The organism is Streptomyces sp. NPDC048441 (genome assembly GCF_043200235.1).
GTDB lineage: Bacteria > Actinomycetota > Actinomycetes > Streptomycetales > Streptomycetaceae > Streptomyces.
The window spans coordinates 395,911-420,015 of the sequence record NZ_JBICXM010000005.1 but is presented as its reverse complement, the minus strand read 5'-3'; the positions used below and the strand labels follow the sequence as shown (position 1 = coordinate 420,015).

22 protein-coding genes are annotated in these 24,105 nt (G+C 70.0%); 9 read left to right on the top strand and 13 right to left on the bottom strand.

The window, feature by feature from the left end; all coding sequences use genetic code 11:
- Positions 1–5 precede the first annotated feature (5 nt).
- Positions 6–860, bottom strand: a complete 855-nt coding sequence (locus tag ACGFSB_RS15600; protein WP_393398795.1) for a helix-turn-helix domain-containing protein — start codon at positions 858–860, stop codon at positions 6–8.
- 101 nt (positions 861–961) lie between these two features.
- Between ACGFSB_RS15600 and ACGFSB_RS15595 the strand changes: the two genes are divergently transcribed.
- On the top strand, positions 962–1,537 hold the full coding sequence (locus tag ACGFSB_RS15595) for a YceI family protein (RefSeq protein WP_393398793.1): 576 nt from the start codon (positions 962–964) through the stop codon (positions 1,535–1,537).
- A 55-nt stretch (positions 1,538–1,592) separates the two neighbouring features.
- On the opposite strand, the gene ACGFSB_RS15590 is transcribed toward ACGFSB_RS15595, so the two are convergent.
- Positions 1,593–2,357, bottom strand: coding sequence for a crotonase/enoyl-CoA hydratase family protein (locus tag ACGFSB_RS15590; protein ID WP_393398791.1), 765 nt, complete (start codon positions 2,355–2,357; stop codon positions 1,593–1,595).
- Between the two features lie 156 nt (positions 2,358–2,513).
- Positions 2,514–5,540, bottom strand: a complete 3,027-nt coding sequence (gene uvrA / locus ACGFSB_RS15585; protein ID WP_393398789.1) for an excinuclease ABC subunit UvrA — start codon at positions 5,538–5,540, stop codon at positions 2,514–2,516.
- A gap of 223 nt (positions 5,541–5,763) precedes the next feature.
- On the opposite strand from uvrA, the gene ACGFSB_RS15580 reads away from it, so the two are divergent.
- Together ACGFSB_RS15580 and ACGFSB_RS15575 are read left to right on the top strand one after the other, a co-directional pair.
- Complete coding sequence (locus ACGFSB_RS15580) at positions 5,764–6,447, top strand: maleylpyruvate isomerase family mycothiol-dependent enzyme (RefSeq protein ID WP_393398787.1); 684 nt, start codon at positions 5,764–5,766, stop codon at positions 6,445–6,447.
- Between the two features lie 10 nt (positions 6,448–6,457).
- Complete coding sequence (locus ACGFSB_RS15575) at positions 6,458–7,114, top strand: MBL fold metallo-hydrolase (protein ID WP_393398785.1); 657 nt, start codon at positions 6,458–6,460, stop codon at positions 7,112–7,114.
- 21 nt (positions 7,115–7,135) lie between these two features.
- Here ACGFSB_RS15575 and aroQ read toward each other — a convergent pair whose 3' ends face one another.
- The 8 genes from aroQ to ACGFSB_RS15535 all read right to left on the bottom strand — a co-directional run bounded on the left by aroQ (position 7,136) and on the right by ACGFSB_RS15535 (position 16,242).
- Complete coding sequence (gene aroQ / locus ACGFSB_RS15570) at positions 7,136–7,597, bottom strand: type II 3-dehydroquinate dehydratase (RefSeq protein ID WP_393398783.1); 462 nt, start codon at positions 7,595–7,597, stop codon at positions 7,136–7,138.
- Between the two features lie 55 nt (positions 7,598–7,652).
- Positions 7,653–8,750 carry a calcium:proton antiporter gene (locus ACGFSB_RS15565; RefSeq protein WP_393398781.1) on the bottom strand — a complete coding sequence of 366 codons (1,098 nt, stop codon included), beginning with the start codon at positions 8,748–8,750 and terminating at the stop codon, positions 7,653–7,655.
- A gap of 81 nt (positions 8,751–8,831) precedes the next feature.
- Positions 8,832–9,134 carry a hypothetical protein gene (locus ACGFSB_RS15560; protein WP_393398779.1) on the bottom strand — a complete coding sequence of 101 codons (303 nt, stop codon included), beginning with the start codon at positions 9,132–9,134 and terminating at the stop codon, positions 8,832–8,834.
- 84 nt (positions 9,135–9,218) lie between these two features.
- Positions 9,219–10,232, bottom strand: a complete 1,014-nt coding sequence (locus tag ACGFSB_RS15555; protein WP_393398777.1) for a TerC family protein — start codon at positions 10,230–10,232, stop codon at positions 9,219–9,221.
- Positions 10,233–10,473: 241 nt separating this feature from the next.
- Entirely contained in the window at positions 10,474–12,420 is a 1,947-nt protein-coding gene (locus ACGFSB_RS15550; RefSeq protein ID WP_393398775.1) for a TerD family protein, read from the bottom strand.
- Positions 12,421–12,477: 57 nt separating this feature from the next.
- Entirely contained in the window at positions 12,478–13,056 is a 579-nt protein-coding gene (locus ACGFSB_RS15545; RefSeq protein ID WP_344521847.1) for a TerD family protein, read from the bottom strand.
- Positions 13,057–13,199: 143 nt separating this feature from the next.
- Positions 13,200–15,338, bottom strand: coding sequence for an excinuclease ABC subunit UvrB (gene uvrB / locus ACGFSB_RS15540; RefSeq protein ID WP_393398772.1), 2,139 nt, complete (start codon positions 15,336–15,338; stop codon positions 13,200–13,202).
- Positions 15,339–15,378: 40 nt separating this feature from the next.
- Entirely contained in the window at positions 15,379–16,242 is an 864-nt protein-coding gene (locus tag ACGFSB_RS15535; protein ID WP_393398770.1) for an MHYT domain-containing protein, read from the bottom strand.
- A gap of 250 nt (positions 16,243–16,492) precedes the next feature.
- Here ACGFSB_RS15535 and ACGFSB_RS15530 point away from each other — a divergent pair, with 250 nt between their 5' ends.
- The 3 genes from ACGFSB_RS15530 (at position 16,493) to ACGFSB_RS15520 (ending at position 19,379) form a co-directional block, all read left to right on the top strand.
- On the top strand, positions 16,493–17,401 hold the full coding sequence (locus ACGFSB_RS15530; protein WP_393398768.1) for a glycerophosphodiester phosphodiesterase: 909 nt from the start codon (positions 16,493–16,495) through the stop codon (positions 17,399–17,401).
- 53 nt (positions 17,402–17,454) lie between these two features.
- A complete protein-coding gene (locus ACGFSB_RS15525) occupies positions 17,455–18,024 on the top strand; it encodes a methylated-DNA--[protein]-cysteine S-methyltransferase (protein ID WP_393398766.1) in 570 nt (189 codons plus the stop codon).
- A gap of 86 nt (positions 18,025–18,110) precedes the next feature.
- The gene (locus tag ACGFSB_RS15520) at positions 18,111–19,379 is read left to right on the top strand and encodes an MFS transporter (protein WP_393398764.1); all 1,269 of its coding nucleotides are present in this window, start codon (positions 18,111–18,113) and stop codon (positions 19,377–19,379) included.
- Between the two features lie 48 nt (positions 19,380–19,427).
- On the opposite strand, the gene ACGFSB_RS15515 is transcribed toward ACGFSB_RS15520, so the two are convergent.
- Positions 19,428–19,793, bottom strand: coding sequence for a cupin domain-containing protein (locus ACGFSB_RS15515; protein WP_393398762.1), 366 nt, complete (start codon positions 19,791–19,793; stop codon positions 19,428–19,430).
- Between the two features lie 147 nt (positions 19,794–19,940).
- Between ACGFSB_RS15515 and ACGFSB_RS15510 the strand changes: the two genes are divergently transcribed.
- Together ACGFSB_RS15510 and ACGFSB_RS15505 are read left to right on the top strand one after the other, a co-directional pair.
- Positions 19,941–20,846, top strand: a complete 906-nt coding sequence (locus ACGFSB_RS15510; protein WP_393398760.1) for a pseudouridine-5'-phosphate glycosidase — start codon at positions 19,941–19,943, stop codon at positions 20,844–20,846.
- A complete protein-coding gene (locus tag ACGFSB_RS15505; RefSeq protein ID WP_393398758.1) occupies positions 20,843–21,790 on the top strand; it encodes a carbohydrate kinase family protein in 948 nt (315 codons plus the stop codon). Before ACGFSB_RS15510 ends, ACGFSB_RS15505 begins: the two co-directional genes overlap by 4 nt.
- A gap of 226 nt (positions 21,791–22,016) precedes the next feature.
- On the opposite strand, the gene ACGFSB_RS15500 is transcribed toward ACGFSB_RS15505, so the two are convergent.
- Positions 22,017–22,820, bottom strand: a complete 804-nt coding sequence (locus ACGFSB_RS15500; protein ID WP_393398756.1) for a class I SAM-dependent methyltransferase — start codon at positions 22,818–22,820, stop codon at positions 22,017–22,019.
- A gap of 147 nt (positions 22,821–22,967) precedes the next feature.
- Between ACGFSB_RS15500 and ACGFSB_RS15495 the strand changes: the two genes are divergently transcribed.
- Entirely contained in the window at positions 22,968–24,104 is a 1,137-nt protein-coding gene (locus ACGFSB_RS15495; protein ID WP_393398754.1) for a magnesium and cobalt transport protein CorA, read from the top strand.
- Position 24,105 lies beyond the last annotated feature (1 nt).

Genomic DNA, 24,105 nt, shown 5'->3' with positions numbered 1-24,105 from the left:
GGCGGTCAGCCCGTCACCGCCCGGAGGCCGCCCGGCCTGCGGCCGTTGAGCCGGTCGAGCGCGGCCGACGAGGCATCGTCGGCCGGCAGGTGGACGACCAGACGCTGACCGTCGGCGTCGGGCAGGGTCAGCGTCTCGTACGCGAGGCGCACCTCACCGATCTCCGGGTGTGTCATCCGTTCGACGCCACTGAGCCGCGGCGACCGCGGCACGACACCCATGCGGTCGGTGAACGGTGCACCGGCCATGACGGTCAACTCGTCGGCGAATCCCTCGGTATGGGGGTCGGTGAGCATGGACCCGGCACGGAGCGAAGCGACCTGCTCGTCGGCCACGCCGTCCCATTCGGGGTAGGCGGCGCGGGCCCGCTCGTCGGTGAAGAGAAACCGGATGAGGTTCGGCCGCTCGGCGTCCAGCAGGCCGATGGGACCCACGATCCGCTCATAGCCCGAGGTGTACGCCAGGACATCGCTGAGCCGGTTGAACAGCACGGCGGGGGCGGGCTCAAGGCGGTCGATGAGCGCCCGCACGGTGGGGCGCACCGCCTGGGACGGCACACTCGCCGTCGGGCAGCAGGGGTCGCCGCTCTTCTCCTTCTCCAGGCGGCTCAGGTGGAAGCGCTCCTCCAGGGACAGCCGCAGGGCATCCGCGAGCGCGCCCATCACCTGCGGCGACGGGTGGCGGTCCCGGCCCTGTTCGAGCCGGGCGAGGTACTCGACGCTGACCCCGGCGAGCGTGGCCACCTCGGAACGGCGCAGGCCCGGCGTGCGGCGCCGGGGTCCTGTGGGGAGCCCGACCTCGGCGGGCGTGACCGCTTCACGGCAGGTACGCAGGAAGGTGCCGAGCTCGTTGTCGCTCATCCTGCCGAACGTACCAGCAGTCCCCGACCGGATCGTGGCCCTGTCACTACCAGTCTCAGCCCGGCCTTCCTCCGGTGCGCGCGGCCTCGCATCGTGAGGGCATGACCTCCGACACGAACACCGCCCCCGCGACGACCACGCTTCCCCTCCCCGCCGGGAGCTGGGAGATCGACCCCTTCCACTCCGCCGTCAACTTCACCATCCGCCACCTCGGCATCTCGAAGGTGCGGGGCCGGTTCAGCGAGGTGACGGCGGGCCTTGTCGTGGGCGAGAGCCTCGACACCTCGTCGGTGACCGCCACCATCGCCCTGGCCTCGATCGACACCGGCAACACGGACCGCGACGCGCATGTCCGCACGCCGGACCTGCTGGACGTGGAGCGCCGTCCCACGATGACGTTCCGCTCGACGCGGGTCATCGGCAAGGAGGACGAGTGGACCTTGGAGGGCGAACTGACCATCGGTGACGTCACGAAGCCGATCACCCTCGCCGTCGAGTTCGGTGGGCTGCAGGCCTTCCCGGGCGACGGCAGGCGCCACGCGGGCTTCGAAGCCACCGGCGAGATCCGCCGCAGCGACTACGGTCTCGACTTCGGTGCCGGGATGCTCGGTGACGTGGTGAAGATCCAGCTGGACATGCAGTTCCTGGAGCCGGAGGCCGCGCCCGCCGAAGGCTAGTCGACGGGCGTGTGGGCGTGTGGGCGTGTGGGCGTGTGGGCGTGTGGGCGTGTGCCTAGCTGTCTTCGAAGGCCCCGTGCCGCCCCGCCCCCGCGGCGAACCTGGCCGCGCCGTCCGCCGCCTCGGCAAGGGACCGCAGACCGTGGCGCAGCTCGCCCTCCATCGCCTCGTCCTCGCTCAGACCACCCTGTTCCTGTACGGAGAGCCGGTCGTTCCGCAGGCAGGTCTGCGGGAACGCGGCGATCTCCGCGGCCAGGCGTTCGGCCGCGGCACGCGACGTGCCCGGCGGTACGGTCCGGTTGACCAGGCCCATGGCCAGCGCCTCCGCGGCGGGGACAGGGCGGCCGGTCAGCACCAGGTCCATGGCCCGGCTCTCCCCGATGAGCCGGGGCAGCCGAACCGTTCCGCCGTCGATGAGCGGGACGCCCCAGCGGCGGCAGAAGACGCCGAGTACGGCGTCATCGTCGGCGACGCGCAGATCGCACCAGAGCGCGAGTTCAAGGCCTCCGGCGACCGCGTGCCCGGAGATCGCCGCGACGACGGGCTTGGAAAGCCGCATCCGGGTCGGCCCCATGGGCCCGTCCCCCTTCTCCGTCACCTCGTTCCCCGCCGGCGTCCCCATCGCCTTGAGATCCGCACCGGCGCAGAAGGTGCCGCCCTCGCCCCACAGCACGGCCACATGCGCATCGGGATCGGCGTCAAAGGCACGGAACGCGTCGGCGAGGGCGCGGGCCGTGGGCCCGTCAACGGCGTTCCGCACATCGGGCCGGGACAGCACGATGGTGGTGACGGGGCCTGAGCGTTCGATGCGTACGGTCATGCCACCAAGGCGAACACGGGAACGGGCCGCAGGACAAGGGAACTTGTCCTGCGGCCCGTTCACGGGGCCCCGAAGGGGCGCGGGGCTGCGACATGAGCGGCTCCGCCGCGGGGCGCGACCAGCCACAGCGCACCCGCAGATGCGCACGGCGAACCGTCAGCTCTTACGGGCCTTGGCCGCCGCCTTCTTCGGAGCAGCCTTCTTAGCAGTCACCTTCTTGGCAGCGACCTTCTTAGTCGCAACCGTCCTGGCGGCCCCCTTGGCTGCCACCGCCTTCTTCGCCGCCGGGGCGGCAGCAGCAACACCCTTACGCCCCTGCGAGGGCAACGCCTCGCTGATCCGGTCCGCCGCCAGGATGTCCCGAAGGAACTTGCCCGTGTGGCTCGTCGCGACTCCCGCGACCTCCTCCGGCGTGCCCTCGGCGACGACGAGACCGCCGCCGTTGCCGCCCTCGGGGCCCATGTCGACGACCCAGTCCGCGGTCTTGACGACGTCGAGGTTGTGCTCGATGACGATGACCGTGTTGCCCTTGTCGACCAGGCCGGAGAGGACCGTGATCAGCTTGCTGATGTCCTGGAAGTGCAGACCGGTGGTCGGCTCGTCGAGCACATAGACGGTCCGTCCCGTCGAGCGCTTCTGGAGCTCGGAGGCCAGCTTCACGCGCTGGGCCTCGCCACCGGAGAGCGTCGGCGCGGACTGGCCAAGCCTCACGTACCCGAGACCCACGTCGTTGAGCGTGCGCAGATGGCGGGAGATGGCAGGCACTGCCTCGAAGAAGTCGAGCGCCTCCTCGATCGGCATGTCCAGGACCTCGGCGATGGACTTGCCCTTGTAGTGCACGTCCAGCGTCTCGCGGTTGTAGCGCGCCCCGTGGCAGACCTCGCACGGGACGTACACGTCCGGGAGGAAGTTCATCTCGATCTTGATGGTGCCGTCGCCGGAGCAGTTCTCGCAGCGGCCGCCCTTGACGTTGAAGGAGAAGCGTCCCGGCAGATAGCCGCGGACCTTCGCCTCCATCGTCTCCGCGAACAGCTTGCGGACGTGGTCGAAGACTCCGGTGTACGTCGCCGGGTTCGACCGCGGTGTGCGGCCGATGGGCGACTGGTCGACGTGCACGACCTTGTCGACGAGGTCGTCGCCCTCCACGCGCGTGTGCCGTCCGGGGACGGACCTGGCGCCGTTCAGCTCGCGCGCCAGGTGGGTGTAGAGGATGTCGTTCACGAGCGTCGACTTGCCGGAGCCCGAGACACCTGTGACCGCCGTGAGCACGCCGAGCGGGAAGGAGACGTCGATGTCCTGGAGGTTGTTCTCCCTGGCCCCGTGCACCGTCAGCTGACGGGACGGGTCCGCGGGGCGGCGCAGGTCCGGCACCGGGATGGACCGCTTGCCCGAGAGGTACTGGCCGGTGATCGACTTCTCGTTGGCGAGCAACTCCTTCATGGAGCCGCTGTGCACGACCTTGCCGCCGTGCTCGCCCGCACCGGGGCCGATGTCGACGACCCAGTCGGCGACCTTGATGGTGTCCTCGTCGTGCTCGACGACGATGAGCGTGTTGCCCATGTCGCGCAGGCGCACGAGGGTCTCGATCAGGCGGTGGTTGTCGCGCTGGTGCAGGCCGATGGACGGCTCGTCCAGTACGTAGAGGACGCCGACGAGGCCGGAGCCGATCTGGGTGGCCAGGCGAATGCGCTGGGCCTCGCCTCCGGAGAGGGTGCCCGCGGCGCGGTTCAGCGAGAGGTAGTCGAGGCCGACGTCGACCAGGAACCGCAGCCGCTCGTTGACCTCCTTCAGGACCCGCTCGGCGATCTTCTTGTCGCGGGCGCCCAGCTTCAGCTGGGCGAGGAAGTCCGCGCAGTCGCTGATGGACATCGCCGCGACCTCGGCGATGGACTTCCCCATGACCGAGACGGCCAGGACGATCGGCTTGAGGCGTGTGCCCTCACAGGTGGGGCAGGGCACCTCGCGCATGTAGCCCTCGAAGCGCTCACGGCTCGTGTCGCTCTCGGCCTCGCTGTGGCGGCGCTTGACGAAGGGGACGGCACCTTCGAAGGCGGTGGTGTAGACCCGCTCGCGGCCGTACCGGTTCCTGTAGCGCACCTCGATCTGCGTCTTGTGGCCGTACAGGAGGGCCTTCTTGGCGCGCTGCGGGAGTCCGGCCCAGGGCATGTCGGTGGAGAAGCCGAGGGCGTCGGCGAGCGCGCCGACGAGCCGCCCGAAGTAGTCCTTGGTGTGGCCGTGCGACCAGGGGTGGATGGCGCCCTCGTCGAGCGACTTGTCCTCGTCGGGGACGATCAGCTCGGGGTCGACCTCCATGCGCGTACCGATACCCGAGCAGTCCGGGCAGGCGCCGAAGGGCGAGTTGAAGGAGAAGGAGCGAGGCTCGAGCTCCTCGAAGGACAGGTCGTCGTACGCGCAGTACAGGTGCTCCGAGTACATCCGCTCGCGCTCGGGGTCGTCCTCGGGGAGGTCGACGAAGTCGAGCACGACCATGCCGCCCGCGAGGCCGAGCGCGGTCTCCACGGAGTCGGTCAGGCGCCGCTTGGCGGAGTCCTTCACCGTGAGGCGGTCGATGACCACCTCGATGGTGTGCTTCTCCTGCTTCTTCAGCGTGGGCGGCTCGGAGAGCTGGATCGTCGTGCCGTCGACCCGCGCTCGGCTGTAGCCCTTCGTCTGAAGGTCGGCGAAGAGGTCGACGAACTCGCCCTTGCGCTCGCGGACCAGCGGCGAGAGGACCTGGAAGCGGCTGCCTTCCGGCAGCTCGAGGACCTTGTCGACGATGGCCTGCGGCGACTGCCGGGCGATCGGACGGCCGCACTCGGGGCAGTGCGGCTTGCCGATGCGCGCGAAGAGCAGGCGCAGATAGTCGTAGACCTCGGTGATGGTGCCGACCGTGGAGCGCGGGTTGCGCGAGGTCGACTTCTGGTCGATGGAGACCGCGGGCGAGAGGCCCTCGATGAAGTCGACGTCCGGCTTGTCCATCTGGCCGAGGAACTGCCGGGCGTACGAGGAAAGCGACTCCACATACCGCCGCTGGCCCTCGGCGAAGATCGTGTCGAACGCGAGCGAGGACTTGCCCGACCCGGAGAGCCCGGTGAAGACGATGAGGGAGTCACGCGGGAGGTCGAGCGAGACGTTCTTGAGATTGTGCTCGCGCGCGCCACGGACGATGAGACGGTCGGCCACGCCGGTCCGCACCTTTCTTGAGAGAAGTGACAGGGGCGGGACCCCCGTCATTCACAGACTAGGGCGAGCCACTGACAACGCCGGGGCGGTTCCCCTGGTTGGTAACAAACCCGGACCACCAAGAATGCCCGATGCCGCGTCCGACCATATAGCACGTGCATTCGATTTGCGGTGTCGCCCGGACACCTTCACCCGATCGTGTGGCGCGACTATCGTCGGGCGCATGATTGATCATGTGCGCGACCTGGCGTCTGTACGTGACGCGACCGATCGGCTGCTCACCGCAGCCGCGAAACTGAACAACGATTCGACTGCCGAGCCGTCACGGCTGCCGGGCTGGAGCCGGGGCCATGTCCTGGCCCATCTCGCGCGGAACGCCGACGCGCTGGTGAATGTTCTGGCCGGGCGGCCCATGTATGCCAGCGCCGAGGCGCGGGACAGCGACATCGAGCGGGACGCGCCCCGGCCGCTTGCCGAGCAGCTTCTGGATGTACGCGAGTCCGGGGCCCGCTTCGACGCCCAGGCTGCCGCTCCCGCCGACTGGTCCCGCACCGTCACGATGCGCAACGGAGTGACCGACTCCGCGTCGCGGGTGCCGTTCCGGCGGTGGGGCGAGATCGAGCTGCACCACGTCGACCTCGGCATCGGGTACGAACTCGAGGACCTGCCTGAGGCGTTCGTACAGCGGGAGACGGCGTTCCTGGCGGCTCGTTTCGCGGGGAACCCCGATGTGCCGCCCACCCGGATCACGGACGGCACGCGCGCGTGGAGCACCGGCCGGGACGGCGACCCGGAGATCACCGTTTCCGGCCCCGCGCCCGACGTGGTCGGCTGGCTCGCGGGCCGTCGCGACGGCTCCGCGCTGACGGCCGAAGGCGGCCTCCTCCCCGTACTGCCCCCGCTATAGGCTGAGGAACATGACGTACAGCGGAGCAGTGAAGGTCGGCGGCGGTGCGGATGTGCACGAGCTGCAGGACCTGATGATCTCGAAGGCCGCGGTCGGCCCGATGGACAACAACGCCTATCTGCTGCGCTGCCGGGCCACGGGCGAGCAGCTCCTGATCGACGCGGCGAACGACTCCGCGACACTGCTCACGCTGATCGGTGACGACGGCATCGCGTCCGTCGTCACCACTCATCAGCACGGCGACCACTGGCAGGCCCTCGCCGCGGTCGTCGAGGCGACCGGCGCCCGCACCTTCGCCGGCCGCGAGGACACCGTGGGCATCCCGGTGCCCACGGACGTCCCGCTCGTGGACGGCGACACCGTGCGGGTCGGCCGCGTCTCGCTCACCGCACGCCACCTGGTGGGCCACACGCCGGGCTCGATCGCCCTCGTGTACGACGACCCGCACGGCCACCCGCACGTCTTCACCGGCGACTGCCTCTTCCCCGGCGGCATCGGCAACACCCACAAGGACCCGCAGGCCTTCGCGAGCCTCCTCCACAACGTCGAGACGAAGATCTTCGGCACGCTTCCCGACGAGACCTGGGTCTATCCCGGCCACGGAAACGACACGACGCTCGGCACCGAGCGCCCGCACTTGTCGGAGTGGCGTCGCCGGGGTTGGTGAGCTGCCTGTACGTCGACGAGCTCAGGCCCCGCCGACCAGCGCCGCCACCCGCTCCACCGCGAACGCGTACCCCTGCACACCGCACCCCGCGATGACGCCGTCGGCGCGCTGGGACACGTACGAATGGTGCCGGAACTCCTCGCGCTGATGGATGTTGGAGATGTGCACCTCCACCACCGGCATCCCGTCACAGGCGTTGAGTGCGTCCAGAATCGCGACTGACGTGTGGGAGTAGGCCGCCGGGTTGATGACGATGCCCACGTGCTGCTCGCGCGCCTCGTGGATCCAGTCGACCAGCTGACCCTCGTGGTTGCTCTGCCGCAGATCGACGGTGCCGCCGTGCGCGGCGGCGGCCTTGGCGCAGAGCGCCTCGACGTCGGCGAGGGTGTCGGAGCCGTAGATCTCCGGCTGGCGCTGACCGAGCAGGTTCAGGTTGGGGCCGTTGAGGATCATGATGGGGGCGTTGGCCAGGGTGCGGGTCATGCGGCCAGCGTACTGAGGAGCGTGCCGCGCCTACGTAGACCCCCATGACCGCCCGTCATGGCGTGACCGCCAGCTCCAAGTACGCCGCGAACACCACCAGATGGACGCCGCCCTGTAGGAGCGTGGCGCGCCCCGGCACGACCGTGAGCGAGCCGACGACCACGGTGAGCGCGAGCAGCACCATGTGGGTCGGCCCGAGGCCGAGGACCAGCGGCCCGGAGAGCCAGACCGAGGCGACCGCGACGGCCGGGATGGTCAGGCCGATGCTGGCCATGGCGGAGCCGAGGGCGAGGTTCAGGCTGGTCTGCATACGGTCACGGCGGGTGGCGCGCAGGGCGGCGATGGTCTCCGGGAGCAGCACGAGCAGCGCGATGATCACGCCGACCACGGCATGGGGCATACCGGCACTCTCGACACCCGACTCGATCGTCGGCGATACGCCCTTGGCGAGCCCGACCACGCCGATCAGGGCGAGGCCGAGCATCCCCACGCTGATGAGGGCGGAGCGGGCGGAAGGACCCTCGTCGTGCTCGCCCTCGATCACCTCGCCCTTACGGGTGACCGGCAGGAAGTACTCACGATGGCGCACGGTCTGCGTCGTCACGAACATGCCGTACAGGACGAGCGAGCCGACAGCGGCGAAGGTGAGCTGGCCCGTGGTGAACTCCGGGCCCTGTTTGGTCGTGGTGAACGTCGGCAGGACCAGGCAGAGGGTGGCGAGCGTGGCGACGGTGGCGAGGGCCGCGCCGGTGCCCTCCGGGTTGAAGACGACGACGCGGTGGCGGAGCGCGCCCACCAGGAGGCAGATGCCGACGATGCCGTTGCAGGTGATCATCACGGCGGCGAACACCGTGTCGCGGGCCAGCGTGGCGCTCTTGTCCCCGCCATCGGCCATCAGAGTGACGATCAGCGCGACCTCGATGATCGTCACGGCGACCGCGAGGACGAGCGAGCCGAACGGTTCGCCGACGCGGTGCGCGATCACCTCCGCATGGTGCACCGCGGCGAGCACCGCCCCGGCGAGTACGAGCGTCACCAGGGCGACGACGGCGCCCGGCACATCGCGCCCCCAGGTGAAGGCGAGCAGCACGACGGCGAGGACCGGCACGGCCGCGGTCCACTGCGTGGCGAGTGTGCCGAGCCGAGTGATCATGCCTTTGATGCTGCACCGGGCGGTGGGGCCCCGCTACTTCAGAGCACAGCCACTTCAGGGTCCCGCTACTTCAGGGCCCCGCTACTTCAGATCTGTCATCTCCCGTACGTCACAGTCCGTGAAGGACGGGCCGCTCGTGCAGAGCGCGGCGAGCTGCTCGGCGAGGTGTGTGGTCTCGGGAGCGGCGCTGTTGCGCTGCGCGTCGTCGGGCGACGCGAACTCGATGAGCACGAAGAAGCGGCGCGGATTGCCCCGGTCCGCGAGGACGAGGCGGTGCGTGGGGCCGCCTTCGCGGCCCGTCGACTGCTGTTCGGTCTGTTCGACCAGGGCCCGCATGTCGTCGATGCGGTCCGTCTCGAACTCGATCATCTGGATGAACTTCATAGCTCTCAAGCAAGCACGGGGAGTGGCCCGCGGCAATCGGCCGCGGGCCACTCGATGTGCTGGTAACTCCTACGCCGGACGCCGTCAGGCCTCGATGCTGTCCTTCGGAGTCCCTTCGGCCGCGTCCTTGCCCGTGCCCTCCGCCGCTTCCTTCTCGGCCTGCTTCTTGGAGGCGATGAGGCTGGTGATCGTCGTGATGACCAGGACACCGCAGATGACGCCGAGCGAGACCGGGATGGAGATCTCGGGGACGTGCACCCCGTTCTCGTGCAGTGCGTGCAGGACCAGCTTCACGCCGATGAAGCCCAGGATGACCGACAGGCCGTAGCTGAGGTGGACCAGCTTCTTGAGAAGTCCGCCGATGAGGAAGTACAGCTGGCGCAGACCCATCAGGGCGAAGGCGTTCGCCGTGAAGACGATGTACGGGTCCTGGGTGAGGCCGAAGATCGCGGGGATCGAGTCCATCGCGAACAGCACATCGGTGGTGCCGATGGCGAGCATGACGACCATGAGGGGCGTCAGGATCTTCTTGCCGTTCTTCTCGATGAACAGCTTCGTGCCGTGGTACCGGTCGGCTACGCCGAACTTCTTCTCGACGGACTTCAGGAGGCGGTTCTCCTCGAACTCCTCCTCCTCGTCGTCCGAGCGCGCCTCCTGGATGAGCTTCCAGGCGGTGTAGATCAGGAACGCGCCGAAGATGTAGAAGACCCAGGAGAAGTTGGCGATGACCGCGGCGCCGGCGGCGATGAAGATCGCTCGCAGGACCAGCGCGATCAGCACGCCGAAGAGCAGCACCCGCTGCTGGAGATGGCTCGGCACCGAGAACTTCGCCATGATCAGGATGAAGACGAAGAGGTTGTCGACGCTGAGCGACTTCTCGGTGATGAAGCCCGCGAAGAACTCGCCGGACGCCTGGCTGTCGCCCCAGATGAGCAGGCCCACTCCGAAGAGCGCGGCCAGCACGATCCAGACGATCGTCCAGATTCCGGCTTCCTTGACCGACACGTCATGCGGCTTGCGGCCGATGAAGAAGTCGGCCGCGATCAGGGCACTCAGACCAAGAATGGTCAGCACCCAAAGGGTCATTGAAACGTCCACTGCGCCTCCGGCGTCGTACGGCTACTGATCAGCGTCGTCGCTGCCGGAGGTCTCTTCCACCCGAGGCGGCTCACCGCCCCGCGGGCCGACGCCCCGGGACCGATGGCGGTCCGTATTGACGGGTACGTCGCGTTCGGGAGTACTCCCCTCCGCTGGAAGAAGAGTACGTGAAACACCAAGACTTAGTAAAGGGGATGGCAAGCAGGCACCAAAAGCCCAGGTCAGGAGCGATGCCCTTCGGTCAGCGGCCGCCCTTGCGGCGCGCCTCGGCGACCTGGCCCAGGACCTGCTCAAGGACGCGGCTGCCGGGCGGCGCCATCGGCGGTTCGTACGTCCACGCATGGCCGACCCAGGGGTCCGCGAGGTGGTCGTCGGCCACCGGCGTCAGGCGCAGGAGCGCGCGCCAGAGCGGGTCGAGCAGCGGGCCGTACTCCGCGGCCTCCTCACGGTCGGCGACCAGCATCAGGTGCACGCCGACCGCCGGGCCCTCGTCCGCGAGGTAGCGGAGCTGGGTCACGGCGCGGTCGTCGAAGCCGTGCGGGAAGTCGTTGACGATCAGGAGCTGCTCGGCGGTGTCCAGGTCCGGCGGGAGCGCGTCGGAAGCACCCGCGCGGATCGCCATCTGCACCAGGTCCACGCGCTGGGTGAGCTTGGTGAGTACGGCGGAGACACCTGCCGCGCCGGAAGCGGGCGGCTCGGCGAGCACGCCCGCCGTCACCAGCGGAGCGAGGGCGCCCGCCGCGGAGCCCGCCGCGTCGATGACATGCACCGTGAACTCGCGCGCCGGATAGACCGCGAGCAGCCGCGCCGTGTGCGCGACCGCGCTGTCCACGGCGAGGCTGCGCAGCTGATCCACGTCGGCCAGGGAATCCGTGCCGGACGAGCGGCCGCTGTCGATCCACAGGCCGCGCTCCAGGGGCAGCCTGACCAGCATCGGGATACGCACATCGGGGCTCTCGGGCAGGTGGAGGTCGCCGAGGCGCAGGGCCATGGGGATTTCCATGGGGGTGCGGTAGGCGTGCCAGACGGGGCTGTCCCAGCCCGCGTACGCCATGGGCAGTGCCGGTTCGACGACCTCGGACTCGGCGGCGAGCTGGGCCAGGTCGCGGTCGAGTGCGGCCTGTGCCTGGTCTACGAGGAGGCCGTGCTTGGCGCGGGCGACCTCGCGCGCGGCGTCACCGGTGCCGCCGATGCGGCTGCGCGGGTCGGAGAGGACCTTGTCGAGCTCCTGGTCCATACGGGACTCGGCGAAGTCCACGGCGCTTCGGTACGCGGCCGTGGTGCGGGCCAGGTCCTCGAACATGCCCCACACCTGGTTGTAGAGCCGCTCGTCCATGGACCAGCCGGTCGCGTCGCCCGCCACGGGCTGGGCGGACCTGCCCGGCTCGGCCGGAGCCGCGGTCGGCGCGGGCGGCGGCGGTGTGCTGGTCTGACGGCTGGGGTGGGTGTAGTCGACCGGGCTGCCGCCCGTGCTGTTCGCGTCGCCCGGCTGGTACGTGGCGGGGGTGGGCTGGGGGGCGGCGCCGTCCGGACCGGGTGTTCCCGAACCAGCTGCGGTCCGCCCCGCCTGCCCACCTGTCGTCCGCACGCGGGCCTCGTCCGAGGGGCGGGGCGGCGGCGCGGCGACCGAGCGGGCGAGGCCCTGGGCCACCGCTTCGTTGATCGTGCCCGCCAGTTCGCGGGCCCCCGGCAGGCCCTGGTCGGTGAGCATGTCGGCGAGGCCGCCCGCATAGCCCTGGCCGACGGCGCGCACCTTCCACGCGTCCTGCCTGCGGTAGAGCTCCAGGGCGACGACGGCGGACTCGGCGTCCAGGTCGGTGATGGTGTAGCTGGCGACCTCGGAGCCGTCGAGTCCGGTGACGGCGACGAAGGGGGCGGCGAGGGAGCCGAAGCTGACCGGTCCCCCGACGCCGACGGGCAGCGCGAGGAGGACGTTGACCCGGTGCACCGCTTCCGGCACGGCTCCGAGGTCCACCGCGAGGCGGTGGTCGGCTGCCGCCTGCCTGGGCACTTCGAGGCCCGGCAGCGTGGGCGAGCCGGGATGGGCCACCCAGTCCGTGCCGCGCACCTTGCCCTGGTCGTCGCTGAGCGTGACCCCGGCCACGATCGGCTTGCCGACCGAGACCCGGATCTCCAGACGGGTGCCGGGAAGCGGATGGTTCTGCCCCCGGACCAGTTCGGCCGTCATCGCCTTCGTCCCCCTCGTGCCCTCTGTACTTACTGGTGCCGCGTGGCTGCCGTGTGACTACAGGTGCGGCAGGATCGACGGCATCAGGTCCTGGAACGTGCGGCCGTTGGCAGGATTGCCGATGGCCGTCATCTGCCAGCCCGCGCCCGCGCGGTGGACCTTCGCCATGATCTGCGCGGTGTACTGACCGCCGCCGTCGAGTGTGTAGCGGGCGAGCTCCTGGCCGTTGGTCTCGTCGACCAGGCGGCAGAAGGCGTTCTGCACTTCCTGGAACGTCTGCCCCGTGAAGGAGTTCACGGTGAAGACGATCTGGTCGATGTGGACCGGGATCCGCGCCAGGTCGACAAGGATCGCCTCGTCGTCCCCGCCCTGGCCGACACCGCCGACGAGGTTGTCACCGGTGTGCCGCACGGAACCGTCGTCACTGACGAGGTGACGGAAGAACACGACGTCCACCGGCTGCTTGTCGGCGAAGAGCACCGCCGACGCGTCCAGGTCGACCTCACGCGTGCGCGTGCCGAACAGGCCACGCCTCGGGGCCGCTTGCCAGCCGAGCCCCATGCGCACCGCGGTCAGGGCACCCCCGTCGTCCTTCTGCAGGCTGATGGCCTGACCCTTGGTCATGTTGACCGTCACGCGCTGTCCCCTCTCGAAATGCCTGGGCAACCGCCGGTCTGTGCGGTTGCCAAGCACCCTACGCAGAGGCACTGACAGTGCCGCAGTGCGGGCGGCACTTTGTGTCGGTCCTGCAACACACCAGGCAGTACGCCTGCCCCGCCCTACGCCTGCCCCGCCTCCCTCATCTGCCGGAGCTCCTTCTTCATCTCCGACACCTCGTCACGCAGCCGGGCGGCGATCTCGAACTGGAGGTCGGCGGCGGACGCGCGCATCCTCGCGGTCATCTCCTCGATCTGTTCGGCCAGTTCGGCCGCGGGACGGTCCGTGGGCACCTTCTCGGCTGCCTTGCCCTTGGCGGCCTTGCCCGCCTTTCCGCCGAGCGCGGGCACCGGCGCCTTGGCGGCCTTCCCCGCGCCCGCCTCCTTCGCCTTGCGGTAGTCCGTGCCGAGGAGTTGCTCGGTGTCGACCTCTTCGCGCGCGATCGCCGACACGATGTCGTTGATCTTCTTACGGAGAGGCTGCGGGTCGATGCCCCTCTCCTTGTTGTACGCGATCTGCTTCTCGCGGCGGCGGTTGGTCTCGTCGATGGCCTGCTCCATCGCCGGGGTGACCTTGTCCGCGTACATATGGACCTGACCGGAGACGTTGCGTGCCGCGCGGCCGATGGTCTGGATCAGTGAGGTGCCGGAGCGCAGGAAGCCCTGCTTGTCGGCGTCGAGGATCGACACCAGGGAGACCTCGGGCAGGTCGAGCCCCTCGCGCAGGAGGTTGATGCCGACCAGGACGTCGTACTCACCGGCGCGCAGTTCACGCAGGAGCTCGACGCGGCGCAGGGTGTCGACGTCGCTGTGCAGATAGCGGACCTGGATGCCCAGTTCGAGGAAGTAGTCGGTGAGGTCCTCGGCCATCTTCTTGGTGAGGGTGGTGACCAGGACGCGCTCGTCCTTCTCGGTGCGGGTGCGGATCTCGTGCACCAGGTCGTCGATCTGCCCCTCGGTGGGCTTGACCACGACCTCCGGGTCGATGAGGCCGGTCGGGCGGATGATCTGCTCGACGAAGCCGTCACCACGCGAGAGTTCGTACTTTCCCGGGGTCGCCGACAGGTAGACGGTCTGGCCGATGCGGCCGAGGAACTCCTCCCACTTCAGCGGGCGGTTGTCCAGCGCGGACGGCAGCCGGAAGCCGTGGTCCACCAGGGTGCGCTTGCGGGAGGCATCCCCTTCGTACATCGCGCCGATCTGCGGGACCGTGACGTGCGACTCGTCGATGACGAGGAGGAAGTCCTCGGGGAAGTAGTCGATGAGGGTGTTCGGTGCGGAGCCGGGCTCGCGGTCGTCGAAGTGCATCGAGTAGTTCTCGATGCCGGAGCAGGAGCCGATCTGGCGGAGCATCTCCAGGTCGTACGTCGTGCGCATCCGAAGGCGCTGGGCCTCCAGCATCTTGCCCTGCTTGTCCAGCTCGGCTAGGCGCTCGGCGAGCTCCTTCTCGATGCCGTTGACCGCCTTCTCCATGCGCTCCGGGCCCGCCACATAGTGCGAGGCGGGGAAGACATAGAGGTGGTCGTCGTCGCTGATGACCTCGCCGGTGAGGGGGTGCAGCGTGGAGAGCGCCTCGATCTCGTCGCCGAACATCTCGATGCGGACGGCCAGCTCTTCATAGACCGGGAAGATCTCGATGGTGTCGCCGCGGACCCGGAAGGTGCCGCGGGCGAAGGCCACGTCGTTGCGCGTGTACTGGATGTCGACGAAGCGGCGCAGGAGCTGGTCGCGGTCGATCTCGTCGCCGATCTTGAGCGGCACCATCCGGTCGACGTACTCCTGCGGTGTGCCGAGGCCGTAGATGCAGGAGACGGAGGCGACCACGATCACGTCACGCCGGGTGAGCAGCGAGTTCGTCGCGGAGTGGCGCAGGCGCTCGACTTCCTCGTTGATCGAGGAGTCCTTTTCGATGTACGTGTCGGACTGCGGGACGTACGCCTCGGGTTGGTAGTAGTCGTAGTACGAGACGAAGTACTCCACCGCGTTGTTCGGCAGGAGCTCTCGGAACTCGTTCGCCAACTGGGCGGCCAGCGTCTTGTTCGGCGCCATCACGAGGGTGGGGCGCTGGAGCTTCTCGATCATCCACGCGGTGGTGGCCGACTTTCCGGTGCCGGTCGCGCCGAGCAGGACGACATCCTTCTCACCTGCGCGGATGCGCCGCTCCAGGTCGGCGATGGCCGCCGGCTGGTCGCCGCTTGGCGTGTAGTTGCTGACGACCTCGAAAGGCGCCACCGTGCGTTCGATCTTGGATACGGGCCGCATGGAAACCACCGTACGACCCCGCACTGACAACGGGGTCGGATCACCAGCTCTGCGGGGTCCTGGGGCCGGGGCGCTGCGGGGGCCTGCGGCTCGCCCGCGGGTCGTGCCGGTCGCCGGAGCGCGGGACGGGGTAGGGGGCGTGCGGCCCCCGCGCGGCGTTCTCCAGGTCGGCCTTGCCCATCACCATCAGCGGGTCGAACATCACGATCACGCCCGCGAGGAGCAGGAAGGCGAGCGGGCCGATCATCATGGGCGCGAGCAGTTCGGCGGGCGAGTCCCCGGACGGCGCGGCGGCCGAGCCGTGCAGATGGACGTCGAGGGCGGCCATCCCGGTGTAGTGCATGCCGCTGACGGCCAGGCCCATGACGAGGCTCGCACCGAGGCTCCAGAGGAAACCTCTGACCTGGGCGGCCGCCCACAGCGCGGCCGTGGCGGCGACGACGGCGATCACCACGGACGCGGAGACGGTGAGGGTGTTGTACTCGAGCGTCCCGCGCAGACGCATTCCGGCCATTCCCAGATAGTGCATCGACGCGACGCCGAGGCCGGTGATGGTGCCCCCGGTGAACAGCGCTGTCCCGGTCGCCCCTCGGTAGCCGACGATGAAGATCCCGATGCCGACCATGACGATGGCGACGGCGAGGCTCGCGAAGGTCAGCGCCTTGTCGTAGTGGATCGGGGCTTCCTTCACGGTGAAGCCCATCATCGCGACGAAGTGCATGGTCCATATGCCGGAGCCGATGGCCGCCGAGCCGAGCGCGAGCCAGCCTGGCCTCCAGGAGTGCGCCACGAGGAGCGACCTGGTGGTGCAGCGCAGGCCCAGCGCACCGCCGAGGCATGCCATGACATACGCCACCACCGGGGTGACAAGTCCGTAGCTGAAACCGTCGATCGTGCCCTGCATGAGCGGTAGCCCTTCCGCCTGTAGTCCCTGAATGCCAGGGAAAGCCCCCAAATGGCCCCGGCCGGCCGTCCACTGACGGGCCATGGGCTGACGCAGAGAGTAAAGCTCACTGCGGAACGTACGAACGATTTTCCCGGAAAGAAGCCCGGCTGTCGCCGTTCAACCTGTGGCCATCCTGCACCTGTCTCGCGTTGGCCGTGGACTGTCACTCTCATCCGGTCAGTGACCACTACATTGCGAGGAGTCACCGTTGTACGCACGCGTTGCCGCTGCCGCCACCGCCGCTCTTCTTGGAGCCGGCGCACTCGTCCTCCCCTCCGCCACCGCTCACGCCGCCGACGACACGTCGGCGGGGACATCGGCGCAGGCCTCCGTCCGGCACGACAGACCGCTGGTCGTCGCGCACCGGGGTGCTTCCGCCTATGCGCCCGAGAACACCTTCTCAGCCATCGACAAGGCGGCTGACATGGGGTTCCGCTGGGTCGAGAACGACGTCCAGCGCACCAAGGACGGCGAGCTCGTGATCATGCACGACGACACCCTGAAGCGGACGACGAACGTCGAGGAGCTCTTCCCCGACCGTGCGCCGTGGAAGGTCGCGGACTTCACCGCCGCCGAGATCGCCAGGCTGGACGCGGGCAGCTGGTTCAGCCCGAAGTACGCGGGACAGCGGGTGCCGACGCTGAAGCAGTACATGAACCGCGTCTCGCGCAACCACCAGAAACTCGTCTTCGAGTTCAAGAAGCCCGAGCTGTACCCGGGCATCGAGAAGCAGGGTCTCGACGTCCTGCGCAAAACGGGCTGGCTGGACCAACACCACCTCAAGAGCAAGCTCGTCATCCAGAGCTTCAGCGCGGACAGCGTGAAGACCGTGCACAAGCTGCGGCCCGACATCAAGACCGGCTTCCTCGGCACGCCGGCGACCGCCGACCTGCCCGAGTACGCGAAGTTCTCGGACCAGATCAACGCGACGCACAGCTCCATCTCCAAGGAGTACGTCGCCGCGATCCACGCCACCAAGGGACCGCACGGGAAGCCCCTGGAGATCTTCACCTGGACCGTGAACGACGCGGCAGCTACACAGCGGGTGGCGGGCTTCGGGGTGAACGGCATCATCACGAACACACCCGATGTCGTGCGTGCGGCCATCTCCAAGTAGGGCCTGCGCGCTCGGGGGCCCCGTTGTCAGTGCCCGGTCGTACGGTGGTGCACATGAACGCCAATGTGCAGGTCCGGCCGGATCAGCAGGACCCCCGGCAGGTGGTGTGGGCCGTCGTCGCGAGCGACATCGGTCCGCTGCTGCTCGCCGCGACCGATGACGGTCTGGTCAGCGTCGGCTTCCACGCCACCGACGCGGTGCGCGACAAGGCACTCGAGCGGCTCGGCTCCCGGCTGGGGGCCGAGCCGCTGCACGCTCCCGACTCCCCGCTCCTCGCCGAGCCCATACGCCAGCTCGCGGCCTATTTCGCGGGCGAGCGGCGCGACTTCGAGCTGCCGCTCGACTGGTCTCTGATCTCCGGGTTCAACCGCCAGGTCCTGCGCGAACTGACCACCGTTCCGTACGGCGCTGTCGTCGGCTATGGGGACCTGGCCCAGCGCGTCGGCCAGCCACGCGCGGCCCAGGCGGTCGGCATGGCGATGGGCGCCAACCCGCTGCCGGTCGTGGTTCCGTGCCACCGGGTGGTCGAGAGCGACGGCGGCATCGGCGGTTTCGGCGGCGGCCTCGAGACCAAGCGCCAGCTCCTCGCCCTGGAAGGGGTGCTGCCGCAGCCGCTGTTCTGACGCTGCCGCCGGAAGCCGCTCTTCCGACCCCGGAGAGGTGTGAAAACTGCGTTTCCAGCGTACGAACGTCCTGGCACACTGCGTCAGTGACTTCGACCCTCGACGCTCCTGACATACCCACGCCGGAGGCGCTGCCCGCCCTGCGCCGCCGCACCACAGCGGTGTTGATCTCCAGTCAGATACTGGGCGGGCTCGGGGTACCGATCGGCATCGCCCTCGCCCCGATGCTCGCGACCGAGGTGAGCGGGACGGAGGCGCTGTCCGGCCTCGCGCCCACCGCGTCCGTGGCAGGCACGGCCCTGCTCTCACTGCCGCTCGCCGCGCTGATGACGTCGCGCGGACGGCGGCCGGGTCTTGTCCTCGCGTATCTGATCGGCGCCCTGGGAGCGGGGCTCGTGGTCCTCGCCGCGGTCATCGAGAGCTTCCCCCTGCTGCTGCTCGGCATGGCGGGCTTCGGGGCGGGCTCGTCCGCCAATCTCCAGGCACGTTTCGCCGCGGCCGATCTCGCCGAGCCCGACCGGCGCGGGCGTGCCATCTCCCTCGTCATCTGGGCCACCACCATCGGCTCGGTCCTCGGCCCGAACATCGCCGCGCCCACCAGCCGCGCCTTCTCCGGCACCTCCATACCCGAGGCGGCGGGCCCCTTCCTCTTCGCCGCCGGGATCTTCGCGCTCACCGGCCTCGTGGTGGCGGTGCTGCTGCGTCCGGACCCGCTGCTCACCGCCCGCGCCCTCGCCCCGCAGGAGAACCACTCCGCGCAGAGCCGCTCGCTGCGGGCCGGTATGGCCGCGGTGGCCGCATCGCCGATGGCCCGGCTCGCCCTTGTGACGGTGGCCGTGTCGCACACGGTGATGGTCTCGATCATGGTCATGACCCCGGTCGACCTGGGGCACCACGGAGCGAGCCTGCAACTGGTCGGCCTGGTCATCAGCGGGCACATCGCCGGCATGTACGCGCTCTCGCCGGTGATGGGCTGGCTCTCGGACCGCTTCGGGCGGCTCTCCGTGATCGGCCTCGCGGTCGGACTGCTGTGCTGTGCCGCACTGCTCGCCGGCACCGCGGGGCCGAGCCACGGGCAGACCGCCGCCGGTCTCTTCGTCCTCGGCCTCGGCTGGTCGGCAGGCCTGGTCTCCGGCTCCGCGCTGCTCACCGACTCGGTGCCGCAGCCGGCCCGAGCCGCCGTGCAGGGCCTGTCCGACCTGACCATGAACACGGCGGCGGGGATCGGCGGCGCGGCGGCCGGCCTCATCGTCGCGCGGGCGAGCTACGGCTGGCTCAACCTCATCGGCGTATGCGTGCTGCTGCCGATGGCGGCGCTCGCACTCCGCCGGTCGATGTCGGTCAAGAAGGCCTGACCTGCCTGATCCGGGCGACCGCGATCCGGGCGGCTGCGACCCCTGCGATCAGGGCAGGGTGATGTGGTACGCCTTGCGCAGCGTCTCGTGCACGGTCCACGTCGTACGGTCGCCCTCGCGCAGGACGGCCGCGTCGCCGGGGCCGATCTCCAGCACGTCGCCGCCCTCCACCGCGACCGTGGCCCGGCCGCTGACGACCACGAAGAGCTCGTTGGCCTCGGTGTCGGTGACCACGCCGGGTGTGATCTGCCAGATGCCGCGCAGCTGCTTGCCGTCGGCGGACTCCCACAGCACCTTGCCGGTGACCTCCGGGGTGCCGGAGACGATCTGCGCCGGATCGAGCGGCTCCGCTGTCAGCTCGGCATCCGGGATGTGCACGGTGAACGAGGCGACGGCTTGATCATTCGTAGTCATGGCGGGTCACCCTAATCGGGCCCTCCGTAGAGGCGCGCGCCGGGGCGGGCCGCTACGGGGGCTACGGGGGCTACGGGGTTTGCGAGTACGCCCACACCGCCAGGGATGAAGGGATGAGGGGAGACCCGACAGACAGGAGGCAGGCCCGTGCTGGTGGTGTCCGACGAGGTACAGGCGGCTGTGGCGGACCGGCGCCCGGTCGTCGCGCTGGAGTCCACGATCATCGCGCACGGGCTGCCGCGCCCGCGCAATCTCCAGGTGGCGCGTGAGCTCGAAGAGGTCGTACGCACGCAGGGAGCCGTCCCCGCGACGATCGCCGTCCTGGACGGGCGGCCCCATATCGGCCTGGACAAGGAGCAGTTGGAGCGCGTCGCGAATGAGGACGGCGTCCGGAAGCTGGGCCACCGCGACCTGGCGCTCGCGGTCGCGGCGGGCGCGAGCGGGGCGACGACGGTGTCCGCGACGGCCCTGCTCGCGGCGCGCGCGGGCGTACGGGTGTTCGCCACGGGTGGGCTCGGCGGGGTGCACCGGGAGTGGGCGGTGACGCAGGACGAGTCCGCCGACCTGGGCCTGCTCGCCCGGACGCGCATCACGGTCGTCTGCGCGGGCGTGAAGTCGATCCTGGACGTCCCGGCGACGCTACAGCGCCTGGAGACGCTGGGCGTCGCAGTGGCCGGATACGGGACGGACCGCTTCCCCGGCTTCTATCTCACCGATTCCGGGCATCCGGTGGACTGGACGCTGCGTACGCCCGCGGACGTCGCGGCGGTCATGCGGGCCCAGGACGCGGTCGGCGGCCCCGAGTCCGCGCTGCTCGTCGCGAACCCCGTGCCGGAGCCGGAGCAGCTCGATCCCGCGCTGCACGCGCGCGTGCTTGCCGAGGCGTTGGAGGAGTGCGCGGAGCGGGGCATCACCGGACAGGCGGTCACGCCCTTCCTCCTGGACCAGCTGGTGCGGCGCACCGACGGTGCATCACTGAGCGCCAACCTCGCGGCGGTCCGGGGCAATGTGCGGCTCGCGGGACGGATCGCGGCGGCCTGGGCGGGGCGGTGAGCTCGCGGGGTGGTGCCCTGCTGGTCGTCGGCGACGTCGTCACGGACATCGTCGCGCGGCACCGTACGCCGCTGGCACGGGGCACGGACACGACGGCGGCGATCCGTACCGTGCCGGGCGGCGCGGGCGCCAACGTCGCGTGCTGGGCGGCCTCTTGGGGCTGTAGCGACGCACGCCTCCTCGGGCGGGTCGGCGCGGAGTCGGCGACCTGGCACGAGGAGGCGCTCACCCGCGCGGGAGTACGCTCCCGTCTCGTCGTCGACCCCGAGGCGCCTACGGGGACGGTGATCTGCCTGGTCGACGGGGGCGCGGGGGCCGGGGCCGAGCGGACGTTCCTGACGGACAGTGGCGCGTCCTTGCGTCTGTCGGCCGCCGACTGGTCCCCCGACCTCCTTGAGGGCGTCGGGTGGCTGCACCTGTCCGGGTATCTGTTCTTCGCGGAGCCGAGCCGGGCGGCGGCCGAGGCCGCGCTGGCGTCGGCACGCGCGCGTGGAGTGCCGGTGAGTGTCGATCCGGCGTCGGCGGGGTTCCTGGCCGAACTGGGCGTGGACCGTTTCCTGGCGGCGACGGACGGGGTCGCCGTGCTGCTGCCGAGCGAGGACGAGGCGCGGCTGCTTACGGGGATGCCTGACGTGGCGGACACGGCCGACCTGGCGGACGCGGCCGCCAAGCTGAGTCGCCAGTTCCCGTCAGTGGTGGTCAAGCGGGGCGCCGCGGGTGCGCTGGCCGCCCGGGAGGGCGAGGTACGGGCCGAAGCCCCCGCGCTGCCCGCGACCCCGCGCGACTCGACGGGCGCGGGAGACGCGTTCACCGGCGCGTTTCTCGCCTCCCGGCTCAGGGGTGCGGGGCTCCGCGAGGCTCTGGCGGAGGGGTGCCGGGCGGGAGCCTCGGCCGTCGAACGGGTGGGAGGCAGGCCGCCCTTGCCTGCCGCTGCGGCCCCTTGACCGGTCGTCAGCTTCGGCGGGGGCACACCTTAGGGGCGGACCAGGGGCGACAGGCCGCGTCGTCCGGTGCGGTGCCTCGCAAAGCGCCGGAGCGGCCTGATGGCGGAGCCCCTTCGGTCGTTTCGCAACGCGGCGAGGTGCCGCCCACCGCGGCAGCGGCTGATGGCGCGACGGCAGCGCCGCCCCGGTCATGATCTGTCGGCCGTGATCTGCCGGACAGGCGGCCCTACCCCTTCCTCCCCCACGCCGAGATCAGCGGTGCTGTCGCCAGGTCCATGGGCTCCGCCGCGATGTTCGCGAGGTGGTCCGTGATGTCGTCGTCCGTGGCCGCGCCCGCGGCCGTCAGGGCCGTGCGGGACTGCTGGATCATGGCCGTTTCGAGCGCCGTGCAGGCGGGCGAGGTCAGCGGGAAGTACGCGTCGGCCTCCACCTGGCGCAGGCCCGCCGTACGCAACAGGCGGGGCAGGCCGCGGCCGTACGCGAGGTCGGTGCCGCGCTGGGTGAGGACCGCGCGGCGCAGACGGTTCGCCAGCTCCTGCGCCGGGCCGCGCTCGTCCGGACAGGCCAGCGGCTGCAGGGCGGGGTCGGCCTCCTCGATCAGCAGGCGGCCCCCGGGGCGCAACGCCCTGATCATCGAGGCCAGGGCCCGCTCCTGGTCCGGGACCCCGGACAGGACGAGCCGCGCGTGGACGAGATCGAAGCCCCCGGCGGGCGGCGCGTCAGCACCCACGTCGTGCACGCGCACCTCCACCGGCGTGCGGGCCGCCGACGTCTGCCAGGAGATGTCCGTGTCGGTCGCGAGGATTCGCCCGGTGGGCCCGACCCGCTTCGCGAGCCAGGAGACGACGGAGGTGCCGCCCGCCCCGACCTCCCAGCAGCGCCAGCCGGTACCGATGCCGAGCCGCTCGATGTGCCGGAACGTCGTGGGGTCGAAGAGCGTGGCGAAGGCGTCGGAGCGCCGCCCCTCACCCGCGTCCGCCTCCCCACGCAGATTCCGATTACCGGTGAGATAGCCGTCGATGAGCGTCATGCCCCGACTATCCCAGTTGCCCGCCTCGGTCCCGGGAGGCGGCTCCGAATACCCGGAGCGGAGTATTCCGTTCCCCCAGGCCCCGACCGCACGGTCGGAACGTACTGGCAGACTGGCACGCCAAGTCACCAGAACGAGGAGCCACGCATGTCGATGGCAGGCAACCTGCGGAAGGTAGGGAACCTCCGGAAGATGGGCGGTCTGAGGAGAGTCGCGCGGGTCGCCCAGTTCGTGCGCAAGCACAACCGCGTCGACCTGAGCCACCCCGCCCGCTCCCCGCTGGGCTCATCGGTGGTGAAGTGCGTGACGTACCGCGACGGCGTGCGCCAGGAGGGCGGCCCCGATCTGGTCGAGGCGGTCAAGCGCATCCGTAAGGACGGTGACGGATTCGTCTGGCTCGGCCTGCACGAGCCGACGGAACAGGAGTTCGCGGGCATCGCCGAGCTCTTCGACCTGCACCCGCTCGCCGTGGAGGACGCGGTCCACGCCCACCAGCGGCCCAAGGTGGAGCGTTACGACGAAACACTGTTCGCCGTGTTCAAGACCGTCTGCTATGTGGAACACGCCGAACTCACCGCGACCAGCGAGGTGGTGGACACCGGCGAGATCATGGTCTTCGTCGGCCAGGAGTTCGTGATCACCGTGCGACACGGCAGCCATGGCTCACTCGGCCCGCTGCGCGAGGAGCTCGAGGCGGCGCCCGAGCAGCTCGCCCAGGGACCCGCGGCGGTCCTGCACGCGCTCGCCGACCACGTCGTGGACGAGTATCTCGTGGTGACGGACGCGGTGCAGGCCGACATCGACCAGGTGGAGATGGACGTCTTCTCCAAGGAAGGTGAGCGCGCCGACCCTGGCCGCATATACCAGCTCAAGCGCGAACTCCTCGAGCTGAAGCGGGCCGTGGTGCCGCTCGGCCGCCCGCTCCAGATCCTCGCCACCCAGCCGATGCGGGTGGTCGCCCCGGAGATACAGGCCTATTTCCGGGACGTCGACGATCACCTGAAGCGGGTCACGGAGCAGCTCACCGCCTTCGACGAGCTCCTCAACTCGATTCTCCAGGCGCATCTCGCACAGGTGACAGTCGCGCAGAACGAGGACATGCGGAAGATCACCGCATGGGCCGCGGTCATCGCCGTGCCGACGATGGTCTGCGGTGTGTACGGGATGAACTTCGACCACATGCCCGAAACGCACTGGAAGTACGGCTACGGCCTGGTGGTCGGCTTGATCGCCACCGCCTGCCTCGTGCTCTACCGCGGCTTCCGGCGCAACGGCTGGCTCTAGG

What these genes read in the sequence shown, in the direction of transcription:
- ACGFSB_RS15600 (WP_393398795.1), bottom strand. Translation starts at nt 860, where the DNA reads ATGAGCGACAACGAGCTCGGCACCTTCCTGCGTACCTGCCGTGAAGCG.
- ACGFSB_RS15595 (WP_393398793.1), top strand. Translation starts at nt 962, where the DNA reads ATGACCTCCGACACGAACACCGCCCCCGCGACGACCACGCTTCCCCTC.
- ACGFSB_RS15590 (WP_393398791.1), bottom strand. Translation starts at nt 2,357, where the DNA reads ATGACCGTACGCATCGAACGCTCAGGCCCCGTCACCACCATCGTGCTG.
- ACGFSB_RS15580 (WP_393398787.1), top strand. Translation starts at nt 5,764, where the DNA reads ATGATTGATCATGTGCGCGACCTGGCGTCTGTACGTGACGCGACCGAT.
- ACGFSB_RS15575 (WP_393398785.1), top strand. Translation starts at nt 6,458, where the DNA reads ATGACGTACAGCGGAGCAGTGAAGGTCGGCGGCGGTGCGGATGTGCAC.
- aroQ (WP_393398783.1), bottom strand. Translation starts at nt 7,597, where the DNA reads ATGACCCGCACCCTGGCCAACGCCCCCATCATGATCCTCAACGGCCCC.
- ACGFSB_RS15565 (WP_393398781.1), bottom strand. Translation starts at nt 8,750, where the DNA reads ATGATCACTCGGCTCGGCACACTCGCCACGCAGTGGACCGCGGCCGTG.
- ACGFSB_RS15560 (WP_393398779.1), bottom strand. Translation starts at nt 9,134, where the DNA reads ATGAAGTTCATCCAGATGATCGAGTTCGAGACGGACCGCATCGACGAC.
- ACGFSB_RS15550 (WP_393398775.1), bottom strand. Translation starts at nt 12,420, where the DNA reads ATGACGGCCGAACTGGTCCGGGGGCAGAACCATCCGCTTCCCGGCACC.
- uvrB (WP_393398772.1), bottom strand. Translation starts at nt 15,338, where the DNA reads ATGCGGCCCGTATCCAAGATCGAACGCACGGTGGCGCCTTTCGAGGTC.
- ACGFSB_RS15535 (WP_393398770.1), bottom strand. Translation starts at nt 16,242, where the DNA reads ATGCAGGGCACGATCGACGGTTTCAGCTACGGACTTGTCACCCCGGTG.
- ACGFSB_RS15525 (WP_393398766.1), top strand. Translation starts at nt 17,455, where the DNA reads ATGAACGCCAATGTGCAGGTCCGGCCGGATCAGCAGGACCCCCGGCAG.
- ACGFSB_RS15515 (WP_393398762.1), bottom strand. Translation starts at nt 19,793, where the DNA reads ATGACTACGAATGATCAAGCCGTCGCCTCGTTCACCGTGCACATCCCG.
- ACGFSB_RS15500 (WP_393398756.1), bottom strand. Translation starts at nt 22,820, where the DNA reads ATGACGCTCATCGACGGCTATCTCACCGGTAATCGGAATCTGCGTGGG.
- ACGFSB_RS15495 (WP_393398754.1), top strand. Translation starts at nt 22,968, where the DNA reads ATGTCGATGGCAGGCAACCTGCGGAAGGTAGGGAACCTCCGGAAGATG.